This is a genomic window from Streptomyces sp. NPDC060028 (assembly GCF_042736725.1).
Taxonomy (GTDB): domain Bacteria; phylum Actinomycetota; class Actinomycetes; order Streptomycetales; family Streptomycetaceae; genus Streptomyces.
The window spans coordinates 1-18,722 of the sequence record NZ_JBHWVJ010000054.1 but is presented as its reverse complement, the minus strand read 5'-3'; the positions used below and the strand labels follow the sequence as shown (position 1 = coordinate 18,722).

Sequence of the window (18,722 nt, the reverse complement as noted above, 5' to 3'; positions counted from 1 at the left end):
TCGCCGTGCCGCCCCGGCCCGGCGGCCATAGGCTCGGTCCATGCCACGCCGTCACATCAGCATGACCGGCGCAGACGGGACTGCCCTGCGGGCCGCGCTGCGTGAACTGCGGACGAAGCTGGAGGTCCCGGAGGGCTTCCCGGCCCCGGTACTCGCGGAGGCCGAGCGTGCGGCCGCGCACCCACGGCTCCCGGACCAGGACGCCACCGACCTCCCCCTCTTCACCATCGACCCGCCGACCTCCCGGGACCTGGACCAGGCCATGCACCTGGCGAGGCGGTCCGGCGGCGGCTACCGCGTGCACTACGCCATCGCCGACGTCGCCGCCTTCGTCACCCCCGGCGGCGCCCTGGACGTCGAGGCCCACCGGCGGGTCACCACCCTCTACTTCCCCGACGAGAACGTCCCGCTGCACCCGGCCGCGCTCGCGGAGGGCGCGGCCAGCCTGCTGCCCGACCAGACCTGCCCGGCCCTGCTGTGGCGGCTCGACCTGGACTCCGAGGGCCGGGTGGAGAGCACCGACGTACGCCGGGCCCTGGTCCGCAGCCGGGCCAAGCTCGACTACGAGGGCGTACAGAAGGCCATCGACACGGGCACGGCCGAGGAGTCCCTGGCCCTCCTGAAGGACATCGGCCTGCTGCGCGAGACCCTGGAACGGGAACGCGGCGGCATCTCGCTGAACGTGCCCGAGCAGGAGATCGTCGCCCAGGGCGGCTCGTACACCCTGGCCTACCGGGCCCCGCTCCCGGCGGACGGCTGGAACGCCCAGATCTCCCTGATGACCGGCATGGTGGCCGCCGAGCTGATGCTCGCCGCCGGCACCGGCATCCTGCGGACCCTGCCCAGCGCCCCGGACGGGGCGGTCGGCCGGCTGCGGCGGGCGGCGAAGGCCCTGCGGATCGACTGGCCGCACCACGTCCCGTACGCCGAACTCGTCCGCTCCCTCGACCCGCACCGCCCGGCTCACGCGGCGTTCCTCCAGGAGTGCACGGCCCTGCTCCGCGGCGCCGGCTACACCGTCTTTCGCGGCGGCGAGACCCCGGACCCGGTCCTGCACGCGGCGGTGGCCGCCCCGTACGCCCACTGCACCGCCCCGCTGCGCCGGCTCGTCGACCGGTACACGGGCGAGCTGTGCGTGGCGGCGGTGGCGGGGGCCGAGCCGCCCGAGTGGGCGGTGTCGGCGCTGGCCGAACTGCCGCGGGAGATGGCGCAGGGCAGCCGGCTGGCCAACACGGTGGAGCGGGAGTCCGTGGACCTGGTGGAGGCGGCCCTGCTCAAGGACCGCGTCGGGGAGACCTTCGAGGCCACGGTGATCGACGTCAAGGACCGGGAGCCGCTGGTGGGCACCGTCCACCTGGAGGAGCCGGCGGTGGTCGGCCGCATCGAGTCCACCGCGCGGGAGCTGCCGCTGGGCGACCGGATCAGGGTGCGGCTCACGGAGGCCGACCCGGGGACACTGAAGGTCCTCTTCGCCCCGGCCTGACGTCCCGCCCGGGGCCCGTGAACGCAGGCGCGGCCGTACACCTCTCTGGTCAGCGCCGCCCGGGGCCTGGCATCATCTGCGCACCGCGCGGTACGAACGACCGCGCAACAGCAGGGGGAGGGCCCGGAGATGGGGTCCGTCGACGTGCGGGACGCGGCAGGTTCCACGGCGGGACGCCTCGGCGCGCGCCGCCGGCCCGCCGCCCCCCTGCGGCCGTTCATCGTCAACTACACCGGTTTCGAAACCGAGTTCACGGCGCCGCGCCGGCGGCTGGAGCTGCCCACCGGGTTCGTGACCCTGGTCTTCACCTTCACCGAGGGCTTGTGGGTGACCCGTACGGAGGGGCTCTCGACATCCCCGCTGCGACCCGCCTCCCGGGCCATGATCAGCGGCCCGCGCACGGCGGCGGCGATCGGGGTGCACGCGGGAGCGGTCCACGGCCTGGAAGTGAACATGAGCCCGCTCGGCGCCTACCGGCTCTTCGGCATCCCGATGGCGCACTTCGAGGACGCACACGTGGAACTGGCCGACGTACTCGGCCCGTCCGGGCGGCACCTGGCCGACCGGCTGCAGTCGCTCGGCTCGTGGCACGAGCGCTTCACCCTGCTCGACCAGGTGTTCTGCGGCCGCCTGGAGCGCGGCCGCGCCGCCGCACCGGAGGTGCGCGGGGCGCTCTCGCGGCTGTGGGCCGACAGCGGTTCACTGGCCCGGGCGACCGCCGGGACCGGATGGGGCGCGCGCAATCTGCGGGCGCGCTTCCGCGAGCAGGTCGGACTGTCCCCCAAGGGCATGGCGCGGGTGTTCCGCCTCCAGCACGCCCTGCGGCTGCTGTCGGCGGGGATGGCGGGGGCGCAGGTGGCGGCGGTCTGCGGCTACCACGACCAGGCGCACCTGAGCCGCGAGGTGAAGGCCATGACGGGCCTGCCCCCGTCGGGGTTCGTCAAGCTCCGCGGGGGCCTGCCCCCGGGCTCGTCCCTGGACCGGCTCCCGGGCCGTATCACCAGCGTGATCCTGTCGGGTTGGCCGCGGGCACGACGGTCCGCGGCGCGTGCCGTTTACGACAAGACAGGGCTGCGCCGACTTGTCACGCTGGGCGTACGACTCCTCCTCCCCCCGGAGAGTCCCCACGCACTGCGTCAGCCCGTCACGGGGCTGTGGGCTGCCGCAGTGCGGCCGGCCGCGACCCAGCCGGTAGCATGGACGGCACGACAGACGAGTCGGCCGGGCGGCCGCGTCGGGGCCCTCGGGTCCCGCCGAGGAACGTCCGGGCTCCACAGGGCAGGGTGGTGGGTAACGCCCACCCGGGGTGACCCGCGGGACAGTGCCACAGAAAAGAAACCGCCGGGGGCTTCGGTCTCCGGTAAGGGTGAAACGGTGGTGTAAGAGACCACCAGCGCCTGAGGTGACTCAGGCGGCTAGGTAAACCCCACCCGGAGCAAGGTCAAGAGGATCCGTCCCCGGACGGGTCTGCGCGAACGCTCGAGGGCTGCCCGCCCGATGTTCGCGGGTAGACCGCACGAGGCCGGCGGCAACGCCGGTCCTAGATGGATGGCCGTCTCCCCGGCGACCGCGAGGTCTCCGGGCGACAGAACCCGGCGTACAGGCCGGCTCGTCTGCCGTCACACACGAGGAAGGACCCCCGCCCACCGGGCGGGGGTCCTTCGTCGTACCGCTCCCGCGCCTCAGCGCAGGTGCGAGGTGTCGTTCAGCAGTCGCACGGAGGCGTTGCCGTCGGCGTAGTAGGCCACCGCCGACAGCGAGGCCGCCGACAGTTCCATGCGGAACAGCGCCTCCGGCGGAGCCCCCAGCGCGAGCCGGACCAGGACCTTGACCGGGGTCACGTGCGTGACCAGCAGCACCGTGCGGCCCGCGTACTCGCCCAGCAGCCGGTCCCGGGTCGCCGAGATGCGGCGGGTGGCGGCCGTGAAGCTCTCGCCGCCGCCCGTCGGGGCAGCCTTCGGGGAGTCCAGCCACGCCTGGAGGTCGTCGGGGAAGCGCTCGCGCGCCTCGGCGAAGGTGAGCCCCTCCCAGGCGCCGAAGTCCACCTCGCGCAGGCCCTCTTCGACCACGACCTGGAGCCCGAGGCGGTCGGCGACGGCCTGGGCGGTCTCCCGGCAGCGGCGCAGCGGGGAGCTGACGACCGCCTGTACGGTGCCCCGCGCGGCCAGGGCCTCGGCGACGGCGGCAGCCTGGCGGCGGCCGGCCGGGGACAGCTCCGGGTCGGTGCCGCCGCTGCCGGAGAAGCGCTTCTGCGGGGTGAGTGCGGTCTCGCCGTGGCGCAGCAGCACGAAGGTGGCGGGGGTACCCGTGTCGGGACCCCAGCCGTTCGCACCGGCCGGCGCGGCGGGGGCCGGGATCCGGCCCGGCTCCGCGAACAGGGTGTCGGTGCCCCCCGCTTCGGCGGCCGGGGCCTGGGCCGCGCCGGTCCTCGTACCGCCGACGGAGGCGGAGGCCAGGGCCGCCCGTACGGCCGCGGCTCCGGCGACCGCGTCCCCGGGCGGGCCCGACGCGGTCGCCAGGGCCTTGGCCGCCGAGGAGTCCAGCGCGGCGGACGAGGCCGACGGCTCCCACTGCTTGCCGCGCTTGCCCGCGTCCATGGCCTCGTTGGCGAGCCGGTCCGCGTGCTTGTTCTTCTCGCGCGGGATCCACTCGTACGTCACCTGCGAGCGGGGCAGGATCGACGCCGCCTCGGCCGCGAGCGGCTTCATGTCCGGGTGCTTGATCTTCCAGCGGCCCGACATCTGCTCGACGACGAGCTTGGAGTCCATGCGGACGAGGATCACCGCGTCCGGGGCCAGCTCGCGGGCGGCCTTCAGCCCGGCGATGAGCCCCTTGTACTCGGCGACGTTGTTCGTGGCCACGCCGATGTACTCGGCGCGCTCGGCCAGCGTCTCCCCCGTCACCGGGTCCAGGACCACCGAGCCGTAGCCGGCGGGCCCCGGGTTGCCCCGGGAGCCGCCGTCGGCCTCGACGACGAACCGGACAGGCCTCTGCATCAGATGCCCGAGTCGGCCGTACGGACCAGGATGCGGCCGCAGTTCTCGTGGCGCACGACCTGGTCGCGGGCCGCGGCCTTGATCTCGTTGACCTCGGCGAGGTCGAGCTCCAGGCGGCAGCCCTCGCAGCGGCGCTGGTACAGGCGAGCGGCGCCGACCCCGCCCTGCTTGACGCGGATCTTCTCGTACAGGGCGATCAGCGCGGCGGGCATGGACGTGACGATGACCTCGCGGTCCTTGCCGATGCCCGCGACCTCGGCGTCGATCTCCCCGGTGGCGGCGTCACGGCGCGCGGTGGCGTCCGTCACCTTGGCCTCCAGGTCGGCGACCCGCTCGATGAGCCCGGTGACCCGCTCCTGCGCGGCCTCCAGGCGCTCCATGACCTCCAGGACCACGTCCTCCAGGTCGCCCTGCCGCTTGGCCAGGGAGACGACCTCGCTCTGCAGGTTCGCCAGGTCCCGGGCCGAGACGCCCGCGCCGGAGTCCAGCCGCGCCTGGTCGCGGGCGGCGCGCTGGCGCACCTGGTCCACGTCCTGCTCCGCCTTGGTCTGCTCGCGGCCGGCGTCGCTCGCCTGCGTCTGGGCGGCGACGAGCAGGTCGCGCTGCTGGGTGAGGTCCTTGGTCAGCGAGTCGACCTCGGCGTGCTCGGGCAGCGACTTGCGCTTGTGGGCGAGCTGAGACAGCCGCACGTCCAGGGCCTGGACGTCGAGAAGTCGGATCTGGTCGGCGGGCTCGGCGTTCAGTTGGGGGCTCCAGAGATAGAAGAGGGCAATGCGGAAGCGTCGGACGGCGCGTGGGCCGTCCACGGGTCGGTGACCGTGTGCGAGACGTGGGTCCGCAGACCCCAGCCGTGTCGCTCGGAGATCGCGTCGAGTTGCGCGGCGGCCTGCTCGCACCAGGGCCACTCGGTGGCCCAGTGGGCGGCGTCGACGAGGGCGAGCGGGCTCTGCTCGCGGGCCTCGGAAGCCGGGTGGTGGCGCAGGTCGGCGGTGAGGAAGGCGTCCACGCCCGCGGCGCGGACCTGCGCGAAGAGGCTGTCGCCGGAGCCGCCGCTGACGGCGACGGTACGGATCAGCGCGTCCGGGTCGCCGGCCGCGCGGATGCCCTGCGCGGTGCGCGGGAGCCGGGCGGCGGCGCGGGCGGCGAACTCGCGCAGGGTCTCGGGATGGTCCAGCTCGCAGATCCGGCCGAGGCCGCGGCCGCCCGTGGGGTCGGTGGGGTCGGGCACGAGGGGGCCGACGACGCGCAGGTCCAGGGCGCCGGCGAGGGCGTCGGAGACCCCGGGCTCGGCGGTGTCGGCGTTGGTGTGGGCGACGTGCAGCGCGATGTCGTTCTTGATCAGCGTGTGCACGACGCGGCCCTTGAAGGTGCCGGCCTCGACGGTGGTGGTGCCGCGCAGGTAGAGGGGGTGGTGGGTGACGACCAGGTCGGCGCCCAGCTTCACGGCTTCGTCGACGATCTCCTGTACGGGGTCCACGGCGAACAGCACCCGGGAGACCTCGGCGTCGGGGTCGCCGCAGACGGTGCCGACGGCGTCCCACTGCTCGGCCCGCGAGGGGGGCCAGAGAGCGTCCAGCGCGGCGATGACTTCAGAGAGACGGGGCACGGGCCAAGGCTACCGTCCGTGGCGACCGCCCGGCCGTTCCCCCTTGCGGGGACCGGCCGGGATGCCACGGGGGCGGGGCCCGGGGCCCGGCGGTGAAGATCCACTCGGCGGCGGCGCCGGAGGGGGCGCGGGAGAACCCTGGGGACGGGGGTGAGGCGGTGGTCAGGCTCCCCTGACCACCGCCTCACCCCAATCGCCCCGATATCGCACAGCACAATCGCCGTCTCGACCACAGGCGAACCACCGCCCGGCCACCCGTATGTGTGAAGCACGGGGGGTCGTGTTGTTCGGCAGAAGCGGCGAAAACTAGCTTCCTTCCCCGGAGGTGACGCACGGACAACGGGATCCCCCTCCCCAAGCGAGGTGCTTCCAGTCTCCTTGATCGAGGGCCGCCGTTGACAGCACCAGCCACCGGCACGTCATTTTGGAGGTGAACGAAGTTGGCTACGTTCCACGTGGGCGAGAAGACCCACCCATCTGTGCTTCCTCAGCGGTTGGCTCTGGAATTCGCGTCAGCAGACGCCCTCCGGATCGGGGACGAAACGGGACTCGAACACCGCTCTGCGGTAACCGGCGTGGAACATGTGCGAGGGGAGACCGCCAGTGCTTCACCTGGCATCGGCGGCGTCACCCCCGACCGCGAGGTTGGGGAGAAGGCCCGTGAGGGCCACCCTGTCGTGTTCGTCCTGGACAAGAGCGGCTGTCCGCTGCAGCCGACCAGCCCCGCGAAAGCCCGCCGGCTCCTCAGGAAGGGCCGGGCCGCTGTAGTCCGACACACTCCGTTCGTGATCCGGCTCAAAGACCGCACGCTCTGCGCATCGCAGGTGGACGGGGTGGAACTCGGGATCGACCCGGGCTCCCGCCACACCGGCATCGCCCTGTTCACCGCGAGGGACGGAAAACGCCAGGGCCTGTATGCAGTCGAACTTGCCCACCGGGGCGATGCCATCCGGGACAAGCTCTCCACCCGTTCCGCCTACCGGCGTGGCAGGCGCACCCGCAACCTGCGATACCGCGAGCCCCGCTTTTCCAACCGCGCACGACCCAAGAGCTGGCTCGCCCCGTCGCTGCGTCACCGCGTGGACACCACCATGTCGTGGACCACCCGGCTCGCACGCTGGGCACCCGTCCGCGCGGTACACGTCGAGCGGGTCGCGTTCGACACACATGCCATGTCCAACGGCGGTCCACTGGAGGCGGGCGAATACCGGCATGGCACCCTGCACGGCACAGAGATCCGCGAATACCTCCTGGCCGATTGGGGCAGGGCCTGCGCCTACTGCGGCGCCACCGGTGTCCCCCTCAACATCGACCACATCCACCCCCGCTCACGCGGCGGCAGCGAGAAGAAGTCCAACAAGCCGGTCGAAGACTTCCTCGAACAATCCCCCCGCCAATTGGCCCGCATTCTCACCCAGGCCAAGACCCCACTCCGCGACGCAGCAGCCGTCAACATCACCCGCTTGGCACTCTGGCGCACTCTCGACGCCGCTTTCCCCACGGTGCACACCGCGTCGGGTGGGCGCACCAAATGGAACCGCCAGCGGGCCGGTCTGCCCAAAACGCACACCCTCGACGCCCTGTGCGTCGGCGAACTCGGCACCGTCACCCGTATCCCGGCTCGCAGCCTCGTGGTCGCCGCGACCGGGCGCGGCACCTATGCCCGCACCCGGACCGACAAGTACGGCTTCCCCCGTCTCCGCCTTCCGAGACAGAAGCAGTTCTTCGGCTACCGGACCGGAGACCTCGCCCGCGCTGTCATCCCCATCGGCAAGAACGCCGGCACCCACACCGGACGGATCGCCGTCCGCGCCACCGGCAGGTTCAACATCAAGACCGCGCGCGGCCTCATTCAGGGCATCGGGCACAAACGCTTTCGTCTCCTCCAACGAGCTGACGGCTACGCCTACGCCACCCGACCAGAAGGACCCACCACCGCTGTCTGACCAACATCCGACCGAAGACCCGCTACCGCCGAAGGACCAAGCATGACTGCGTGTGCTGTGGCTGTTGCCCCGTTCACCATCGCCGCGGACGGTTCCTACGCCGCGCGGCTGGCCGGGAACGGTGACGCCCGCTACCCGGAGCGGTGGACGCTGACCGGGCCCGAGCCGTACGCGGTGCCGCTGCCGCTCGCGCAGCCCGAGGAGGCCGACAGCGAGGTCCTGCCGCTCGCCGACGGGCGCGTGCTGATCCACCGGCGGGTGGCCGACCGGCACGCCTTCGCGCTGCTGTACCCGACGGGCGGCGCCGGGGCCGGGCCGCGGACCGGGCAGCTGGAGCTGGGCTCGCTCCGGCCCCAGGGAGAAGAGGTACGGGTCACCCTGCTGCCGCCGGCCCCCGACGGACGCGGCGCCTTCGCCCTGGCCGTCGGGGACGCCGGGACCACGGTGTGGCGGGTGGCCGGGACCCCCTTCGGGCCCGAGCCGGTCGCCCGGATCCCGGGGCGCTGCTCCGGCGGGGTCTGGCTGGACCGGACGGGCCGGCTGCTGGCGCTGGACCGCGAACTGCACGGCGCGGTCAAGGCCGTCGCCGTCGACCTGGGCCGCGGCGGCGAGGTCTCCCCGCTGCTCCAGATCGCGGAGGGCAGTGACGACCGGCTGCTGCTGGCCGACCCCGACAGCGGGCTGCTGCTGATCCGCTCCGACGCCCCGGGCGAACAGCGCCTGGGCTGGGGGGTGCTGGGCAGTGCGCGGCCGGTGCGCTTCCCGGAGTGCCTGCGGGCCGACGGGGCCACGGCGACGCCGTTCGCGGTGCAGCCCGGGCAGGCCCTGATGCCGGAGAGCTGCGGGGTCGCGCTGCGGCTGGGCGACGGGGCTCTCGCCCTGTGGCGCCCCTGCGACCGGCAGGTGTTCCGGCTCGGCGCCCCCGTCGGCTGGCTCGGCGGGACGGGGCTGTGGAGCGCGCAGGGCCGCCTGCAGCTCCCGTACGCGACCGCCGAAGTGCCCTGCGGGATCCTCGGGATGACGCTGCCGGCGGCCCCGCCGCCGCCGGTCCGCCTGGACGCGGTCCCGGCCCCCGCGCCGAGGCCGGTCCCGCTCCAACAGGCGCCGCTACGGTGACCCCGGCGGCGCGGCCGCGGTCAGCCGTGCTTGAGGCCCAGCACCTCCGCGGCGGCGAAGGTCTCGTTCGCCGGGCGGGAGTCGTAGTGCGGGGTGAGCACCTCGTCCAGTTCCTCGTACGAGAAGGCCTCCTTGGTGGTGTCGAACTTCGCGGCCACCTTCGGACGCTCCATCACGACCACGATCCCGCCGTGCACGACGAACAGCTGCCCGTTCGCCTTGGCCGACGCGGGCGAGGCCAGGTAGCCGACGAGCGGGGCGACGTGCTCGGGGGCGAGGGCGTCGAGCTTGCCCTCCTCGGGGACCTGGAAGCCCGCGAAGACGTCCTCGGTCATACGGGTCCGGGCGCGCGGGCAGATGGCGTTGGCCGTGACCCCGTACTTGGCCAGGGCCAGGGCGGTCGAGGTGGTCAGGCCCACGATCCCGCCCTTGGCCGCGGCGTAGTTGGGCTGCCCGGCGGAGCCGCCGAGGAAGGCCTCGGAGGAGGTGTTGACGATCCGGCCGTAGACCGGGCCGCCCGCCGCCTTCGACCGCTCGCGCCAGTGCACGGAGGCGAAGTGCGTGGTGTTGAAGTGGCCCTTGAGGTGGACCCGGATGACCGAGTCCCACTCCGGCTCCGACATCGAGAAGATCATCCGGTCGCGCAGGATGCCCGCGTTGTTGACCAGGACGTCGAGCTTGCCGAAGCTGCCCACCGCCAGCTCGACGAGCTCGCGCGCCTGCTCGAAGTCGGCCACGTCCCCGAGGTGCGCCACCGCCTGCCCGCCCGCGGCACGGATCTCGGCGGCGACCTCCTCCGCCGGGGCGGCCGAGGCCTCCCCGGAGCCGTCGCGGCCGCTCTGGCCGAAGTCGTTGACGACCACGCTCGCGCCGAGCCGTGCGAGTTCGATCGCCTCCGCGCGGCCGAGGCCGCGGCCGGCGCCCGTGACGATGGCGGAGAGTCCCTCAAGTGGCAGTGACATCCGTACGGTTCCTCTCGAAACAGGTCAGAGTTCGATGCAGGTGCGCAGGGCGACGCCGGTGCGCATCTGGTCGAGGGCGTCGTTTATCTCGCCGAGCTGCACCCGGTGCGTGATCAGGCCCGCCAGGTCCACCCGGCCGGCCCGCCACAGGGCGATGGTGCGCTCGTAGGAACGCAGCACGTCGCCGCCGCCGTACATCGAGGGCAGGATCTTCTTCTCGTCGAAGAACAGCGAGAACATGTTGATCGAGTAGTTGTCGTCGAGCGCGCCCGCGCCGACCACGACGACCGAGCCGCCCCTCCGGGTCATCTCGTACGCGGTGTGCGTGGTCGTGGACCTGCCGACGACCTCGAAGACGTAGTCGAAGCCCTCACCGGCGGTGATCCGGTTCTTGGCGTCGCCGAAGGCCTCCGGGGCGACCGCCTCGGTGGCGCCGAAGCGCAGCGCGGCCTCGCGGCGGGAGGCGACGGGGTCGACGGCGACGATCTGCGCGGCGCCCTGCACCTTGGCGCCCTGGATGACGGAGATGCCGACGCCGCCGCAGCCGATGACGGCGACGGTGGATCCGGCCTCGACCTTGGCGGTGTTGATGGCCGCGCCGAGGCCGGTGGTGACGCCGCAGCCGATCAGCGCGGCGATGTCAAAGGGGACGTCGTCGGGGATGGGTACGGCGCAGCCCGCCGGGACCACCATCTCCTCGGCGAAGGTGCCGGTGCCGGCGAAGCCGAAGATGTCGCTGCCGGCGCGGCGGAAGTTGGCGGTGGCGACGTTGCCGAAGGCCTCCAGGCAGAGGTGGCCCTGGCCGCGCCGGCAGGACGGACAGTGTCCGCAGGGCGGCAGCCAGCAGACGAGCACCCGGTCGCCGATCTTGTGGCTGGTGACCCCGTCGCCGACGTCCGTGATCACGCCGGAGCCCTCGTGGCCCGGGATGAAGGGGGCGGGCTGCGGCAGGACGCCGCTCATGGCGGAGAGGTCGGAGTGGCACAGGCCGGTGGCCTTGACGCGGATCTTCACCTTGCCGGGGCCGAAGCCCACGGCCTCCATGTCGTCGACGACTTCGAGCTTGTCCTGGCCGATCTCGCTCTGCAGTGCTGCGCGCACGGTGCGGCTCCTTGAGGTGGGTTACGCGTGTTCGACGACGGTGTCGGCGAGGACCGGGGCGTCGTCCCGTTCGACGGCCGTCACCGAGACGAGGACGCGGCCGGGCTCCTGCCACATCCGGATCCGCAGGGTCTCGCCGGGGAAGACGATCCCGGCGAAGCGCGTGCGGTAGGCGCGGACCCGGGAGACGTCGCCGCCGAGGGCCGTGTCGACCACGGCCTTGAGGGTCATCCCGTACGTGCACAGGCCGTGCAGGATCGGCCGGTCGAAGCCGGCCAGCTTGGCGAACTCGGGGTCCGCGTGCAGGGGGTTCCAGTCGCCGGAGAGGCGGTAGAGCAGCGCCTGTTCCTCGCGGATCCGCCGCTCCTCAACGCGGTCGGGGGCCCGCTCGGGCTGCTGCGAGGTGACGGAGGGGCCGCGCTCGCCGCCGAATCCGCCTTCTCCCCGTACGAAGATCTGCGCGTCCGAGGTCCACAGCGGCCCGTCGGCGTCGGCGACCTCGGTACGCAGGACGATCACCGCCGCCTTGCCCTTGTCGTAGACGGCGGCGACCTTGGCGGTGGAGTTGGCCCGCCCCTTGACGGGGATGGGCCGGTGCAGCTCGATGGACTGGCCGCCGTGCAGGACGGCGGCGAGGTCGACCTCGATGCCGGGGGCGGCGAGGCCGCCCATCATGGCCATGCCCGCGCCCGCGACCGTCGCGAAGCTGGGGAGCACGTGGAGCTTGGACTCCAGGGTGTAGCGCAGCTCGTCGGGGTCGGTGGCGGGGAGGCCGGCGCCGAGGCCGAGGTGGTAGAGCTGGATGTCCTTGTGGTCCCAGCCGATGTCCCCGTGGCGGGGGTCGGCGGCGAGGGCCTTGGCGGCATCGATCGGCATGAGGATGCTGCTCCCTGTCTTCGAAGAACCGTGGCCGTGGAAGACCTCGGTGCGGCCGTCCGCACCGTCGGCCGCACCGAGGTCGTATGCGGGACCGGCCCCGGAAGCACGTTCTAGAACGCGTTCTAGGACCGGTGAAGGAATGTATAACGCACGTCCCAGCACTTGGGAAGACTCCTGACTACACGTCAGAATCACTGTCGGCCAGGTGTGTTGCGCACTCGGGGCGGGCGGGGGGACCTACCCTGGCCGGGTGGACGAGATGCCCGTGACCCACCGCCCGACCCGCTCCCTGCGGGTGCTCCTGGCATTCCCGGACGCCGCTGCCCTGGCACTGCGGCTGGGGCTCCAGCCCGACATCGAGGTGGTGGCCGACACCCTGGCCCGGCCCGCGGTGGCGCTGGTCGAGGAGCTTTTGGCGGCCCGGGAGATCCTCGACGAGGACCCGGAGTGCCGGGTGCTGGTCCTGACGGGCTCGGCGCACCCGGGCCTGCGGGAGGCCGCGCTGGCGGCGGGCGCGGCGGGACTGGTCCTGCGGGACGGCCCGGTCGAGGACCTGGCCGAATCGATCCGCCGGGCATCCATGGGCGAGACGGTGGTGGACCCCGCGCTCGAAGGCCCCTAGCCGCGCAGCGCCCGGACGCGCGTACGCCCGCCCCGCCGATCCGGTGGAGGGATCGGCGGGGCGGGCGTACGCCCGGCGGCCCCGGCGGGCCCGGCCCGCGTCGGGACTTACCGGGCCCCGTTGGTCCAGTCGTCCACCGTCCGGGACGGGTCCAGCGCGACGGACAGCCGCTCCAGCCCGCGGAACGCGGGGAACGGCCCCTTGAGCCACTCCTCCTCACCCGCCACCGGCGTCGCCAGGACCATGTCGGGGAACCGGTCGAGCAGAGTCGTCAGCGCGGTCTCCAGCTCCATCCGGGCGAGCGGCGCACCCAGGCAGTAGTGGACCCCGTGGCCGAAGCCGAGGTGGGTGCCCTGCAGCCCCTTCCGCGTCACGTCCAGGGTGTCCGGTGACGCGAACTTCTCCGGATCGCGATTCGCCGAGGTGATCGCGATCTGCACGAGGGATCCCGCGGGGATGAGGGTTCCCCCGATTTCCACGTCCTCGATGGCGTACCGGAAGGTGGAGGTCTCCACCGAGCCCTCGAACCGGACGAGTTCCTCGATCGCCTGGGGCAGCAGCTCCCGGTCCTCCTGAACGGCGTGGAGCTGATCGGGGTGCGTCAGCAGGTTGAAGACGGCGTTCCCGATCTGGTAGGTGGTCGTCTTGTGCCCGGCGAACAACAGGACCCACATCATCGACACGAGTTCGTCGTCGGTCAGGGCCCCCTCCTCGTGCTGCGTCTCGATCAGCACGCCGAGGAAGTCGTCCGAGGGCTGCGCCCGCGCGGCGGCGATGTGGCCGGCGAAGTAGTTCCGCAGCCAGTTCTCGGCCTCGGCCAGGTCACCTGCCAGGTCCTTGCTGAACCGGGAGCGGGTCACGTTGCCGAACCACTTCAGGACGTCCTTGCGCTCCTGCCCGACGATCCCGAGGAGTTCACAGATGACCATGACGGGGAGCGGGAGGGCGAAGGACGCCATCAGGTCGACGGGGGCGTCCGTCGGGCACCGGTCCAGCAGCTCACCGGAGATCTGCTGGATGCGCGGGCGCAGTTCCTTGATGTGGCGAGGGGTGAAGGCCTTGTTGGCGATGTGCCGCAGCCGGGCGTGCCGAGGGCCGTCGGCGAAGAGCAGGTTGTCGTCGAGCGCATCGCACGTGTCGCCGAAGACGGCGTGGTAGAGGTCGAGGCGCTCGTGCATGTCCTTGCCGATGCGCGGATCGGACATGGCGACCCGGGCATCCTCGTACCCGGTGATCAGGTACGTCGCCACCCCGTGCCGCGTCGTCAGCTTGACCACGGGGGCCTGCTCGCGCAGCGCCTGGTAGACCGGATGGGGGCACGTCCGGTATTCCGGCGTGCCCATGGACACCGCCGCCACGGCTGCCTCCACGGGGAGGCCGTCACTCACTGCCACAACGGGTTCGGTCGTCATGTGTTCAGACCTCTCATGGGGGCTCGGAATTCCAGCCAGCTCCTCCCTCATGGGAATATCCGATAAACATCGATTGATCCATTCAGCCCCGAAATCGCACCGCCTAGGCGGTTCATCCGGTTCTGTCACCTAAAGTGCCCACATGCCGGAAATTGTGCCGCCGGACGACGGCAGTCGGGCGCGGATCGATGTCCACCACCACTTCTGCGCCCCGGAATGGCTGGAATGGGCCGGGGCCCAGGGTCTCGTGAACCCCAAGGCCCTCCCCCCGTGGGCGCGCTGGGACTCCGGGAGCGCCCTGTCCCTGATGGACCGGGCGGGGGTCGCCACGGCCGTTCTCAAGCCGATGCTGCCCGCGCGGTACGAAACCTCCGCGCAGTTGCGGGAGGCCACCACCATCACCTTGCGGGCGGCGACCGACGCGGTGAGCGCCCATCCGGGCCGCTTCGCGTTCCACGCCCCGCTCTTCCTGGACGACCTCGACGTCTCCCGCTGGGCCCTGCGCCACGGCCTCGACGATCTCGGCGCCGTCGGGGTGAACGTGACGGCCAACTACGGCGGCGTCTACCTGGGCGATGCCGCCTACGACCCGATCTTCGCCGAACTCGACGAGCGGGCCGCCGTCGTCGACACGCACCCGCACAACCTCCCGGGCGGTCCGCCGGGTGCGGTGCACGTTCCGGGGATCCCGAACTTCCTGTGCGACTTCCTGCTGGACACGACCCGCGCCGCCGCGAACATGATCCACAAGCGGACGCTCGACCGCTTCCCGAACCTGTCGGTGATCCTCCCGCACGCGGGAGGCTTCCTCCCGCACATCGCCACCCGCGTGCAGGCCTTCGCGGGCGCGTTCACCCCGCCCGTCGAAGCGTCGATGGTCCGGGACTACCTGCACCGCTTCTACTACGACACGGCCGGCCCCATGTCCCCGGCGGGCACCCTGCTGGCCACGGTGGCCCCCGACCGCATCCTCTTCGGCACGGACTGGCCCGCCTGCCCGGCGGACATGGTCACGGACATCGCCATCCCCGCCCTCACCGCGGACCCCTCCCTCACCCCGTCCCACCACCAGGCCATCAACCGCACCAACGCCCTCCGCCTGATGCCACGCCTGGCCGAACCCAGCTTCGTCGCCGTCTGACATTCCAGCCGGGCAAAATCCAGCCGCGCCCGCCTACCTCCGCAGCAGCGTCACGACGGCCGCGCCACCCAGCCCGATGTTGTGGGCGAGCCCGACCCGCGCCCCCGACACCTGGCGGGCCCCGGCCTCACCGCGAAGCTGCCACACCAGTTCCGCGGCTTGCGCCAGCCCGGTGGCCCCCAGCGGATGCCCCTTCGAGATCAGCCCCCCGGACGGATTCACCACCCACCGCCCCCCGTACGTCGTCGCCCCCGACTCGACCAGCTTCCCCGAGCCCCCCTCCCCGCACATCCCCAGCGCCTCGTACGTCAGCAACTCGTTGATCGAGAAGCAGTCGTGCAGCTCGACCACGTCGACGTCCTCGATCCCGAGCCCGGACGCCTCGTACACCTGCCCCGCGGCGGCAGCCGACATCGGCTTGCCGACCACGTCGATGCACGACCCCGACGCGAACGACGCCTCCGTGTCCGTCGTCATCGACTGCGCGACGATCTCCACCGCCTTGTCGTGCAGCCCGTGCCGCACCACGAACCGCTCCGACACCACCACCGCCGCCGCCGCCCCGTCCGACGTCGGCGAACACTGCAGTTTCGTCAGCGGCGAGTGGATCTCCTTCGCCGCCAGGATCTCCTCCACCGAATACACGTCCTGGAACTGCGCGTTCGGATTGTTCGCCGAGTGCCGGTGGTTCTTGGCCCCCACCGCCGCCAACTGCGCGGCCGTGGTCCCGTACCGCTCCATGTGCTCGCGCGCCGCGTTCCCGAAGATCTGCGCGGTCGGCGGCGACATCTCGAAGCCGTGCCCGGCGGCCATGATCCCGTAGTGCCGTGCGACCGGTGAGGTCTTGAAGTCACCGCCGTCCGCGCCGCCCCCGAGCGCACCGCGCTTCATCTTCTCGAAGCCCAGCGCCAGCACGCAGTCGTTCAGTCCGCCCTCCACGAACTGCCGCGCCATCATCAGCGCCGTCGACCCCGTCGCGCAGTTGTTGTTGACGTTGTAGACCGGCACCCCGCTCAGCCCCAGCTCGTACGCAGCCCGCTGCCCGGCCGTGGAGGCCTGGAAGCAGTAGCCCACCGGCACCTGCTCGACCAGCCCGTAGTCCACCCCGGCGTCCGCCAGCGCCGCGGACCCGGCCTCCTTGGCCATGTCCCAGTACTGCCAGTCCCTCGACTCCGGCTTCTCGAACTTCGTCATGCCGACGCCCACGATGTACGACTTCATGCCCCTGGTGTCCCTTCAGTCCCTCGGGAGGCCGAGAATCCGCTCGGCGACGACATTGAGCTGGACCTGCGTGGTGCCCCCGGCGATGGTCAGGCAGCGGGACATGAGCATCCCGTGCACCGCCCGCTCCCCCGCCCCCTCGCGCACCGCGCCCGCGGGCCCCAGCAGTTCGAGCGCGAGCTCGGCGGTCCGCTGCTGGTGCGGGGTCTGGACGAGCTTGCGTACGGACGCGCCCGCGCCCGGCTCCAGCCCCGACACCTGCTGGAGGGTGGTGCGCAGCCCGATGCAGGCCAGGGCGTGCGCCTCGGCGGCCAGCGCCCCGATCCGCGCCCGGTACGCCCCGTCGAGTTCGGCGCAGCGCGCGATCAGCGCCTCCAGGCCGGTGTCGAAGGTCATCTGGTCGGCCATGTGGACCCGCTCGTTGCCGAGGGTGTTGCGCGCGACCTTCCATCCGTCGTCGGCGGCTCCGACCAGCGCGTCCGGCGGCAGCAGCACGTCGTCGAAGTAGACCTCGTTGAAGAGGGCCTCGCCGGTGATCTCCTTGAGCGGCCGGACGTCGATGCCGGGCGTCCGCTTCATGTCGACGACGAAGTAGCCGAGCCCCTTGTGCTTGGGCACGTCCGGATCGGTCCGGGCCAGCAGGATCCCGAAGTCGGCGCTGTGCGCGGAACTCGTCCACACCTTCTGTCCGTTGATCCTCCAGGAGCCGTCCCCCGTCCGCTCCGCCCTGGTCCGCAGCGAGGCCAGGTCCGAGCCCGCCCCCGGTTCGGAGAAGAGCTGGCACCAGGTGACGTCCCCGCGCAGGGTCGGTAGCGCGTAGGCCTCCCGCTGCGCCTCGGTCCCGTAGGCGAGCAGCGAGGGCACGACCCAGGTGGCGATCCCGAGGTCGGCGACCTTGACCCCGGCCGCCCGCAGCTCCTGCTGGACGACGAGCTGTTCGACCGGCCCGGCGCCGAGTCCGTAGGGCGGCGGCAGGTACGGCGCCGCGTACCCGGTGGGGGCCAGCACCCGGCGGGCGGCGGCCGGGTCGAGGCCGCGCGCGTCCTCGATGGCGGTACGGGCCTTCGCGCGGTACGCCTCGGCCTGCGCCGGGAGTTCGAGCCGCAGCTCCCGCCGCGCACCCCCCGCCGCCAGCCGCACGGCCCGTACGCGGTGCCCGTCGCCGGGGCCCAGCAGCTGCCGGGCCACGACCGCCCGGCGCAGGTGGATGTGGGCGTCGTGCTCCCAGGTGAAGCCGATGCCGCCGAGGATCTGGATGCAGTCCTTGGCGCAGGTGTAGGCGGCGTCGAGCGCGGTCCCGGCGGCGAGGGCGGCGACCAGCGAGCGCACCTCGGCGGGCTCGTCCGTGCTCCCCGCGGCGTCCCAGGTCAGGGCGCGGGCCTGCTCCAGGCGCACCAGCATGTCGGCGCACAGGTGTTTGACGGCCTGGAACTGCCCGATGGGCCGCCCGAACTGCTCGCGGATCTTCGCGTACTCGGCGGCCGTGTGCAGCGCCCAGGCCGCGGTGCCGCAGGCGTCGGCCGCGAAGAGCGTGCAGGCCAGGTCCCGGACCAGGGCCGCGTCCAGCTCCAGCACCCGGCCGGGCCCGGCGACGACCCCGTGCGCGTGGACCTCGGCGGTGGGCCGGGTAGGGTCGGCGCTCTCGTGCGTACGGATGTCCAGCGCGGCGGCGTCCACCGCGAACCAGCGGGTCCCGTGCGCGGCCTCGGCCGCCAGCAGGACGAGGTCGGCCTCGCCCGCGCCGAGCACGGGCGGCGCGGCGCCGTCGAGGAGGTACCCGCCGCCCTCCACGGCGACGGCCGTCAGGCTGCCGGGCCCCAGCGCGACGGCCCCGACCCGGCTGCCGTCGCCGAGCGCGGCGGCCAGCTCGGCCGAGCCCGCCCGGTCCAGCAGCACCGAGGCCAGCACGCTGGGCAGGTACGCCCCGGGCAGCGCCCCCCGCCCGGCCTCCTCCACCACCACGGCGAGGTCGAGCAGGCTCCCGCCCTCCAGGTGCGGCGCGAGCAGCCCTGAGGCGGCGAGCGCGTCCCAGTACGCGGGCCGCGCGCCGGTCTGCGGCGGGGTGTCGAGCAGCTTGCGCACTTCCTCGGGCGGCACGGTCCGCGCCACCCAGCCGCGTACGGCTTCGGTCAACTCCCGCTGTTCTTGCGTGATTCCGATGCCCATGCGCGGCAGACTAGAACACGTTCCAATCTGACGGAAGGTCAGATGAAGGTGTTCCTTCGCGGGGGCCCGGC

At 72.7% G+C, this 18,722-nt stretch carries 14 protein-coding genes, 1 other RNA gene and 1 pseudogene; 7 read left to right on the top strand and 9 right to left on the bottom strand.

The window, feature by feature from the left end; all coding sequences use genetic code 11:
• Positions 1-40 precede the first annotated feature (40 nt).
• The 3 genes and pseudogenes from ACFWBF_RS24635 (at position 41) to rnpB (ending at position 3,099) form a co-directional block, all read left to right on the top strand.
• Complete coding sequence (locus ACFWBF_RS24635) at positions 41-1,483, top strand: RNB domain-containing ribonuclease (RefSeq protein WP_385605652.1); 1,443 nt, start codon at positions 41-43, stop codon at positions 1,481-1,483.
• Positions 1,484-1,612: 129 nt separating this feature from the next.
• Positions 1,613-2,410, top strand: a pseudogene (locus ACFWBF_RS24630) (helix-turn-helix domain-containing protein); the annotation flags it as partial.
• 286 nt (positions 2,411-2,696) lie between these two features.
• Positions 2,697-3,099: RNase P RNA component class A (gene rnpB / locus ACFWBF_RS24625), an RNA gene on the top strand.
• Positions 3,100-3,165: 66 nt separating this feature from the next.
• Here the strand turns inward: rnpB and ACFWBF_RS24620 are convergent.
• From ACFWBF_RS24620 to ACFWBF_RS24610, 3 genes are read right to left on the bottom strand one after another with little or no spacing between them, the layout of a single operon-like run.
• The gene (locus ACFWBF_RS24620; protein WP_385605651.1) at positions 3,166-4,479 is read right to left on the bottom strand and encodes a bifunctional RNase H/acid phosphatase; all 1,314 of its coding nucleotides are present in this window, start codon (positions 4,477-4,479) and stop codon (positions 3,166-3,168) included.
• On the bottom strand, positions 4,479-5,222 hold the full coding sequence (locus ACFWBF_RS24615; RefSeq protein ID WP_385605701.1) for a zinc ribbon domain-containing protein: 744 nt from the start codon (positions 5,220-5,222) through the stop codon (positions 4,479-4,481). Before ACFWBF_RS24615 ends, ACFWBF_RS24620 begins: the two co-directional genes overlap by 1 nt.
• Complete coding sequence (locus ACFWBF_RS24610; protein ID WP_385605649.1) at positions 5,219-6,085, bottom strand: Nif3-like dinuclear metal center hexameric protein; 867 nt, start codon at positions 6,083-6,085, stop codon at positions 5,219-5,221. The genes ACFWBF_RS24615 and ACFWBF_RS24610 overlap by 4 nt, the downstream gene beginning before the upstream one ends.
• Before the next feature lie 455 nt (positions 6,086-6,540).
• Here ACFWBF_RS24610 and iscB point away from each other — a divergent pair, with 455 nt between their 5' ends.
• On the top strand, positions 6,541-8,031 hold the full coding sequence (iscB, locus tag ACFWBF_RS24605) for an RNA-guided endonuclease IscB (RefSeq protein ID WP_385605647.1): 1,491 nt from the start codon (positions 6,541-6,543) through the stop codon (positions 8,029-8,031).
• 42 nt (positions 8,032-8,073) lie between these two features.
• On the top strand, positions 8,074-9,147 hold the full coding sequence (locus ACFWBF_RS24600; protein WP_385605646.1) for a hypothetical protein: 1,074 nt from the start codon (positions 8,074-8,076) through the stop codon (positions 9,145-9,147).
• A 20-nt stretch (positions 9,148-9,167) separates the two neighbouring features.
• Here the strand turns inward: ACFWBF_RS24600 and ACFWBF_RS24595 are convergent, their stop codons facing one another.
• The 3 genes from ACFWBF_RS24595 to ACFWBF_RS24585 are packed head-to-tail and all read right to left on the bottom strand — an operon-like array spanning position 9,168 to position 12,086.
• Complete coding sequence (locus ACFWBF_RS24595) at positions 9,168-10,109, bottom strand: 3-oxoacyl-ACP reductase (protein ID WP_385605644.1); 942 nt, start codon at positions 10,107-10,109, stop codon at positions 9,168-9,170.
• Positions 10,110-10,133: 24 nt separating this feature from the next.
• Positions 10,134-11,210 carry a Zn-dependent alcohol dehydrogenase gene (locus tag ACFWBF_RS24590; RefSeq protein ID WP_385605642.1) on the bottom strand — a complete coding sequence of 359 codons (1,077 nt, stop codon included), beginning with the start codon at positions 11,208-11,210 and terminating at the stop codon, positions 10,134-10,136.
• A gap of 21 nt (positions 11,211-11,231) precedes the next feature.
• Positions 11,232-12,086, bottom strand: a complete 855-nt coding sequence (locus ACFWBF_RS24585; RefSeq protein ID WP_385605640.1) for a MaoC/PaaZ C-terminal domain-containing protein — start codon at positions 12,084-12,086, stop codon at positions 11,232-11,234.
• Between the two features lie 262 nt (positions 12,087-12,348).
• On the opposite strand from ACFWBF_RS24585, the gene ACFWBF_RS24580 reads away from it, so the two are divergent.
• Positions 12,349-12,711, top strand: a complete 363-nt coding sequence (locus tag ACFWBF_RS24580; RefSeq protein ID WP_385605700.1) for a DNA-binding response regulator — start codon at positions 12,349-12,351, stop codon at positions 12,709-12,711.
• A 107-nt stretch (positions 12,712-12,818) separates the two neighbouring features.
• Here the strand turns inward: ACFWBF_RS24580 and ACFWBF_RS24575 are convergent, their stop codons facing one another.
• Positions 12,819-14,123 (bottom strand): cytochrome P450, encoded by a 1,305-nt coding sequence (locus ACFWBF_RS24575; RefSeq protein WP_385605638.1) that lies wholly within the window; start codon positions 14,121-14,123, stop codon positions 12,819-12,821.
• A 142-nt stretch (positions 14,124-14,265) separates the two neighbouring features.
• Here ACFWBF_RS24575 and ACFWBF_RS24570 point away from each other — a divergent pair, with 142 nt between their 5' ends.
• Complete coding sequence (locus ACFWBF_RS24570) at positions 14,266-15,264, top strand: amidohydrolase family protein (protein WP_385605636.1); 999 nt, start codon at positions 14,266-14,268, stop codon at positions 15,262-15,264.
• Between the two features lie 33 nt (positions 15,265-15,297).
• Here the strand turns inward: ACFWBF_RS24570 and ACFWBF_RS24565 are convergent, their stop codons facing one another.
• Both ACFWBF_RS24565 and ACFWBF_RS24560 read right to left on the bottom strand, forming a co-directional pair.
• The gene (locus ACFWBF_RS24565; RefSeq protein ID WP_385605634.1) at positions 15,298-16,485 is read right to left on the bottom strand and encodes a lipid-transfer protein; all 1,188 of its coding nucleotides are present in this window, start codon (positions 16,483-16,485) and stop codon (positions 15,298-15,300) included.
• 15 nt (positions 16,486-16,500) lie between these two features.
• Complete coding sequence (locus ACFWBF_RS24560) at positions 16,501-18,651, bottom strand: acyl-CoA dehydrogenase (protein ID WP_385605632.1); 2,151 nt, start codon at positions 18,649-18,651, stop codon at positions 16,501-16,503.
• Positions 18,652-18,722 lie beyond the last annotated feature (71 nt).

Bases quoted from the DNA above. Each gene is read 5' to 3' on its own strand.
- ACFWBF_RS24560 (WP_385605632.1), bottom strand. From the start codon at position 18,651: ATGGGCATCGGAATCACGCAAGAACAGCGGGAGTTGACCGAAGCCGTA.
- ACFWBF_RS24635 (WP_385605652.1), top strand. From the start codon at position 41: ATGCCACGCCGTCACATCAGCATGACCGGCGCAGACGGGACTGCCCTG.
- ACFWBF_RS24585 (WP_385605640.1), bottom strand. From the start codon at position 12,086: ATGCCGATCGATGCCGCCAAGGCCCTCGCCGCCGACCCCCGCCACGGG.
- ACFWBF_RS24600 (WP_385605646.1), top strand. From the start codon at position 8,074: ATGACTGCGTGTGCTGTGGCTGTTGCCCCGTTCACCATCGCCGCGGAC.
- ACFWBF_RS24595 (WP_385605644.1), bottom strand. From the start codon at position 10,109: ATGTCACTGCCACTTGAGGGACTCTCCGCCATCGTCACGGGCGCCGGC.
- ACFWBF_RS24620 (WP_385605651.1), bottom strand. From the start codon at position 4,479: ATGCAGAGGCCTGTCCGGTTCGTCGTCGAGGCCGACGGCGGCTCCCGG.
- ACFWBF_RS24575 (WP_385605638.1), bottom strand. From the start codon at position 14,123: ATGACGACCGAACCCGTTGTGGCAGTGAGTGACGGCCTCCCCGTGGAG.
- ACFWBF_RS24580 (WP_385605700.1), top strand. From the start codon at position 12,349: ATGCCCGTGACCCACCGCCCGACCCGCTCCCTGCGGGTGCTCCTGGCA.
- ACFWBF_RS24565 (WP_385605634.1), bottom strand. From the start codon at position 16,485: ATGAAGTCGTACATCGTGGGCGTCGGCATGACGAAGTTCGAGAAGCCG.
- ACFWBF_RS24570 (WP_385605636.1), top strand. From the start codon at position 14,266: ATGCCGGAAATTGTGCCGCCGGACGACGGCAGTCGGGCGCGGATCGAT.